This is a genomic window from Mesorhizobium sp. WSM4819, assembly GCF_055811215.1.
This window is the reverse complement of the sequence record NZ_JBVVQO010000032.1, coordinates 71,928-78,364: the sequence shown is the minus strand read 5'-3', so window position 1 is coordinate 78,364 and position 6,437 is coordinate 71,928. Positions and strand designations below refer to the sequence as shown.

Annotated in this window: 5 protein-coding genes; all 5 read left to right on the top strand. The window is 57.7% G+C overall.

Annotated elements, in window-relative coordinates:
• Positions 1–697 precede the first annotated feature (697 nt).
• The 5 genes from AC0L18_RS24485 (at position 698) to AC0L18_RS24465 (ending at position 6,306) form a co-directional block, all read left to right on the top strand.
• A complete protein-coding gene (locus tag AC0L18_RS24485; RefSeq protein ID WP_473494528.1) occupies positions 698–1,990 on the top strand; it encodes a hypothetical protein in 1,293 nt (430 codons plus the stop codon).
• Between the two features lie 76 nt (positions 1,991–2,066).
• Positions 2,067–3,086: a DNA-methyltransferase gene (locus AC0L18_RS24480; protein ID WP_473494527.1), complete on the top strand. Its 1,020-nt coding sequence runs from the start codon at positions 2,067–2,069 to the stop codon at positions 3,084–3,086.
• On the top strand, positions 3,083–3,799 hold the full coding sequence (locus tag AC0L18_RS24475) for a hypothetical protein (protein WP_473494526.1): 717 nt from the start codon (positions 3,083–3,085) through the stop codon (positions 3,797–3,799). The genes AC0L18_RS24480 and AC0L18_RS24475 overlap by 4 nt, the downstream gene beginning before the upstream one ends.
• Before the next feature lie 61 nt (positions 3,800–3,860).
• A complete protein-coding gene (locus AC0L18_RS24470; RefSeq protein ID WP_473494525.1) occupies positions 3,861–4,877 on the top strand; it encodes a DUF262 domain-containing protein in 1,017 nt (338 codons plus the stop codon).
• Positions 4,878–5,901: 1,024 nt separating this feature from the next.
• Positions 5,902–6,306: a hypothetical protein gene (locus tag AC0L18_RS24465; RefSeq protein WP_473494524.1), complete on the top strand. Its 405-nt coding sequence runs from the start codon at positions 5,902–5,904 to the stop codon at positions 6,304–6,306.
• Positions 6,307–6,437 lie beyond the last annotated feature (131 nt).

Sequence of the window (6,437 nt, the reverse complement as noted above, 5' to 3'; positions counted from 1 at the left end):
AATGCTCGACGCGCTGGGCGGGGGGCACGCGCAAAAAATAGCCCCAGCCCGCCCCCCCCCCCCAACGCAATCAATGAGGAATTACCGACATGACAGCTTCAAAGTACGGGTTCTCCCCCGGAGAACTCAACTCGCCGTACGCAATGTCCGCAGCGGTCGCCGCCTGGCACGAGCCCCAGACCAGGGTTGCTGCGGTAGGAAGTTTCCCATTGGGCACCTACGGCGTCGTCTGGGCAGGGCGTGGCAAGGAGGGTGTCCTGTGGGGCGCCGGGCACACTACTACGGGAGTTCCAATGCTTGCCCTGGGCATCAGACGTCTACTGGCCGCGGTGCCAGCTGGCGCGGAAGTCTTCGTTCAGGCTCATGCGGAGTTGGCGGCGTACATTGGCCCATCTGGTCATATCCGGGGCGCTATGCGCCGAGGGGGTGAGACCTCAACCGGCAAACCCTTCGCAGGCTATGACGTGCTCCGGGAGATCACCATCAGCCATGACGAAGGTGTCTGGACGTACCAGCCGGGGGGCAGGCCCAGTGCGTCCAACCGACTGGGGATAGCTGCCGGTGTCGCGTACAGAGAAGCCCGCCAAGCAGGCCTGGAGTACCAACGCTCCACAAACCCATCATTTGGCGACCTAGCGCTAGGGACCGTCCAGGCATGCGAAATTCCACGGCCGTTCACCATAGCCGTCGAGGGGCCATGACCTCAGAAGGCGACCTGAACGATTCCGACGAGGAGCAGGCCCCAGGCTCAGACATCCACCATGACCCCTGGCTGATACCCGCATGTCCCGCCCTCCAGTCCCTCACGGCCGACATCTTCGCGGACATCGAGCGCAACTCCCCCCGGCCACGCCGCCAGCGATCCGATGCTACGGAGCGCCGCAGGGCAATCACCGGGAACCTCGTCGCCAGCCTCGCCCTCCTAGTCCTCCACCATCCAGCCGGCACCCGTTTAGCCATCTCCGCAAAGAACGCCCCGACGAGTCGCTACGACCGTCCCAGGTTCCCCCGCGAGGTAGTCACCACGCTAATCGGCTGCATGGAGACTTTGGGTCTCGTCATCCGGCATCGCGGGCGGCGCGGCCAGGAGCGGTCCAGCATCGAGCCGACACCTCGATGCCGTGACATGGTCGTGGACCTGAAGTGCGGCCGTGGGGCGGTAGGCCGAGAGGCGGGGGCCGAGACCATCATCCTCAAAGCCTCCACCGGGAGGGGCCGCACCAAGCTCCTCCTGGACTACGTCGATACTCCCGACACGAGAACTATGCGGGGCGACATGGAGGCGATTAATAGTTTCCTCAACGAGGCTGACATCAAGTTGGCTGGCAGCCCGCCGCCGCTGCCCGTCTTCCTCACCCGCCGCTTCCAGATCAGCAACCCAGATGCACCCCACACGTTCGACCAACACGGGCGGCTATATGGCGGCTTCTGGATGAACCTTCCGAAGACCCAGCGGCATCTCCTCAGGATCAATGGCGAAGAGGTGGCGGACCTCGACTTCACTGCCATGTTCCCGCAACTGGCTTACCTTGAGACCGGCGCGGCTCTGCCCCAGGGCGACCCATACGGGGGCATTGAGGGCCTGCCGCGAGGAGCGGCCAAGATGGGTCTCTCCGCGCTGCTCTGCCGCCGTGGGGCTATGCGTCGGCTGCCTAGCGAGGTCCGGGAGATCATCGGCAAGGACTGGAACGCCGAGCGGCTTAGCGCTGCCTTGGAGGAGCGCCACCCGGCCATCGCCCCGATGTTCGGTACCGGGATCGGCCTCAGGCTCATGTTCACCGAGAGCCGCATCTTGGTGGAAGCGCTCCTCTTTCTCTTGAATCGGAGCATTCCTGCCCTCCCCATGCATGACGGGCTGTTAGCGCCAGCGTCACACGAAAAGGAAGCAAAAATCGCGATGGCGCATGCCTCTTTCCAAATCGCTGGCTTCTCGTTCCCTGTGAAAGAAAAGCCGATTCAACGGCCCGAGATAATGGAAGTTGTGAATTAGGGGGGCGAGCACTAGGATCGCCGGCCGGGCCGCTTGCGAAGTTCGCTTTGCCAAGCATAGTCAAGGTGGGGGAAAAATGATTCGAGAGTCAAACGTAGTCCAACTCTTTGGCGAAACCATTGAGCTGCCGTTTGCCGACAACACTTCCGAAGCTGTCGTGATCTATAGAGCAGCGAATCAGCGATTTCGACAAGTGGAATGGCCCGCCCCTTACAACCAAACGACCCATGCGCTTCATCTTGGCGATGCTCGCAGTATGTCTGACATCCCAGATAGAAGCGTGCATTTGGTCGTAACGTCTCCTCCCTACTGGACTCTCAAGAAGTATGTCGGCGCAGAAGGCCAGCTTGGGGCAATAGCAGACTATGAGCTGTTTTTGGATGAGCTCGATAAGGTCTGGCGCGAATGCGAACGTGTGTTAGTCCCCGGAGGACGTATTTGCTGCGTCGTAGGAGACGTTTGCCTGCCTCGTCGCTTGATGGGCCGCCACCTTGTTATGCCCCTCCACGCAGACATCCAGGTCAGGGCGCGTAAGCTGGGTCTGGATGTCCTCACGCCGGTTCTTTGGCACAAGATTGCCAACGGAGTTACTGAGGCAGAGGGAAACGGCGCAGGGTTTTACGGGAAGCCGTACCAGCCCGGGGCAGTTGTGAAAAATGACATCGAGTATGTCCTGTTCATGCGAAAGGGGAGCGAATACCGAAAGGTGGGACCTCTGAAGAAAGTGCTTTCGATGCTGACGAAAGTAGAGATGCAATCGTGGTGGCGCTCGATATGGACTGACATTCGTGGAGCTTCAACTAGAAACGGCCACCCCGCGCCTTACCCGCCAGAGCTGGCCGAGCGTCTCATCAAAATGTTCTCGTTCGCCGGGGACACCGTTTTGGACCCCTTTGGCGGGACAGGAAGCACCACGATTGCCGCGATCAACGCGGGGCGAAACTCAATAGCTGTCGAAATTGAACCTAACTATGTCGAACTTGCCAAGGCAAATGTCTCTGTTGCGATCAAGGCCAGGCGCAACGTAGGCGCCGTTCATGCGCATTTTGAAGTGAAGCGGGCCAAGCCGCAAAAGCGTCGCAGGGGAGCGGCTTGAGTTACAAACTGCTCACGCAATTTGAGAGTACCTTTGTACCGGGACCCTATCGTCATCGGAATTCGACGCAAGGCGATTCGATTGCAGTGAGGCTTTACGAGGATTTGCTCGACGTGGGGCGGTCGCGGGCATACGTCGAACGTGTCTCCAGTGGCCTGTCTGTTTTGAATGCGCAAAATAGGAGGCACGGCGTCAGCGCTCGCAGAGGCGATGGAAGTTTTGGCGAAATCGTACCCAACGAGCCGCCTGCCTCTGAACTGCCGTTCAACGTTATGCGGGGGCCAATAGCTACGATTGAGATTGGCATCGAGGTCAAAATTCTTGCCAAGGCAATGATAAAGCAAATAGATCGTGTCGTAAGCGATCTGACTGGCCAGGTAGCACATTTCAAATCACGAGGCGGACGACCAATCACTGTGGGCATAGTAGGAGTGAATCACGCTCCTTATGCGGTGTCCTGGGAAGGGGATCGGGAGTGGCGCACGGACGGTCGAAAGCATAAACATCCTCAGCAAGAGGCAGCAGACGCCGAGCGCCGGCTCCTATCGCTCGCCGCGCCGGCATTTGATGAGTTTCTTATTCTCCAATTCAGCGCCACCAACGACGCAAGCCCCGCATATGCGTTCCGGTGGGTTGATAGTCGCAAAGCCGGGCTGGACTATGGGGCTGTCTTGGCGCGGGTCGGCACAAGGTATCAAGCTCAGCACGGCTAGCCGATCCAACCCGCCGAAAATTGAGGGCCGATAAATGCCTATGCGATCATCAAACACAACGATGACAATCGCTGAATACTCTGAGCAGCTGCGTAACAAGCAGATAATCGTAAACCGTGATTACCAGCGTACTGATAGGGTTTGGCCGGTTTCGGCCAAGTCAAACCTAATTGACACTATCCTTAATGGATATCCATTGCCTAAGCTAATACTTAGTCAGACGACTGACCTCGATACGAGAAGAACTCGAAAAGAGGTGGTGGACGGCCAACAAAGGACGGCGGCCATACAAGAATTCTACGAAAACAAGTATGCCCTAAGCCGTGGAGATTTTGCGGGCAGGCGCTTTGAAGAGCTCGATGATGCGAACAAGAGAGATTTTATATCCTATGAGCTTGCAATTGACTTATTTGCGACCGCGAGTGACGAGGAGATCCGCGAAGTATTCCGTCGAATAAATTCGTATCAAGTCCCTCTAAACAAGCAAGAGACGCGTCACGCCACGCACCAAGGCGAGTTCAAGTGGTTCATACGCGATCAGGGCGCAAAGTACGCATCTAGTCTTTTAAAAATGGGAATAGTAACCGAGAAACAGATTAGCCGGATGAGCGACCTAGAGTTCCTTACGGATCTGGTTTATTTGATCAAGGTTGGTATAAAGACTGCCAGTCCAAAGGCGTTGGACAACCTGTACAGCCAGAATGATCGTTCGTTTCCAGACAAAGAGTTAGTAGGTCAGAGGCTCGATTATGGGTTGGGAAGTATCATCAACCTTTCGGAGCTCCATAAGGGGCCGCTAAACTCACGCGGAAACGCCTTCTCGCTATTCGCAGCGCTGCTCGCCGTTGGATATCCCGACAGTCCCGTCGCGGTTTCGGTGAACGGTGGGGCGGAGCCCCTGGCGTTTGCTCCACGGGAAGCTATGATTTCGAACCTGGGGCTCCTGTCGGACGCGATTGAGGGTGACGGCGGTGAGTTTCCTGAGTTCGCCGCAGCTAGTAAGCAAGGAACGAATACGGAAAAGACTCGCAAGACGCGTGCCCAATGGCTTTATCGGGCGCTTACAAACACTTTGTAACATGCGTCACGTTGCGAAACTCAGCACTCTTGACCGGAAGATCGTCAGAAGACTTCAACGATTCGAGCGCCGTGTCCGTCAGATTTCGCTAGGTCTTTCTGATTCGGGCGGAGCCCTTGATGCGCATCAGAGAGAGGCAGAGATTGCCAGTCTCGTAATCAATCTTCAGTCTTACTGGTCGAACTGGTGCAAGAGTTACTACTTCTCGGTCGCGCTCGGAACGCTGACCTCGGCAAAAAATCCCGTGGTTAGCGCCCTGCCAAACGTAACGGAGCATGTTGCAATGACCGTTGCAATAAAGGGAACGCCGACACCGAAGAGCCCAGCGCCTGCGGCCTGGAAGAGCCATCAAGAGCCCAAGTGGTTTTCGCCCGTGGATCTGGCAGCCATCCTGGTCAGCGCACAGGTTACTGACTCTGCAACGCTAAGCGGCCTACTAAAATCCGCGCCAGCCGGCATAGCGCATTTGAGGATTTTCCGAAATTATTACGCACATCGGAGCACTGGCCTATTGGCAGAGGCGCTTCAATTAGGCCCAACGTATCTTGTTGGTTCCCCGAGGCGCCCATCCGACATTCTGCTATTTGTAGAGCCTGGACGAACTGTCTCTGTCATCGAACGGTGGTTGATCGATTTTCGCCGCCTGGCGGGTGCACTATGCGCCTAGCTGCACCGTTCGCACTCATTTTGCTCCCCGCCCAGCTCCGCCTCGATGCTCCCGAAGATTTCCCTCAGGTCCCACGGCTAATACCAGCGCTTGACATTGCAGAGCCCGCACTGAACTCACACGAGCGCCACGCGCTGCCGCGCTTTCGTCGTCCACCAGTGTCAATGCTTGGGAGAGAGGGCCACGCGCTTGGCGACGGAGGGAACGATACGGCGGGCCTGAGAAGGCGGCTGGAGCATGCGACAGGGGCTGCGGAAGGCGTTGGCATAGCGCCGCGCTGTCACCGTTCCCGGCACAGTCTTGGCACACCCTGTGAGTGCTGTATGTAGGGTGGCAGGAAAATGGGACGGTGCGGGGGTGCGTTGGATTTCTCTTTTGATCGTGATGGGTGCAACGTCGCAATCTGCGTTGGCGGCGGACGAACAGGGCAAGTTCATCCAGACGGGTGGCGGGATGGGCTCTGTGAGTTGCCCGCAGCTCGTGGACGCCATGGCATTGGTCCGACAGCGAGGAGGCATCAAAAGCCCGCAAGGCGTACAGGTAACCAAGGACTTCACGGAATACGTTCGGGGGTTCCGCACAGGCTACAACATGGCTGCCCCCAAGGAGGTCTACGACGCCTTTGCTCCTTTGGGCGACGACGTGGTTGCCAAATCAATTGTCTTTATAGACAGCTGGTGTACCAAACATCCCGAAGCGACCTTCGACCGTGGGCTATTTGAATTGTTGAAGACCTTGAAGCACAACGCCAAGAGCAATTAAGACAGTCGCTGAGGGCGGGATACCTGACGGAAAAATCTGCCCGACAGATCAGATACAGGGCAGCGTGGGGATCACCCTCCGTGCCCCCTTCGGTTTCACCACACAGGCCCGAGTGAGACGACCGCCAGACG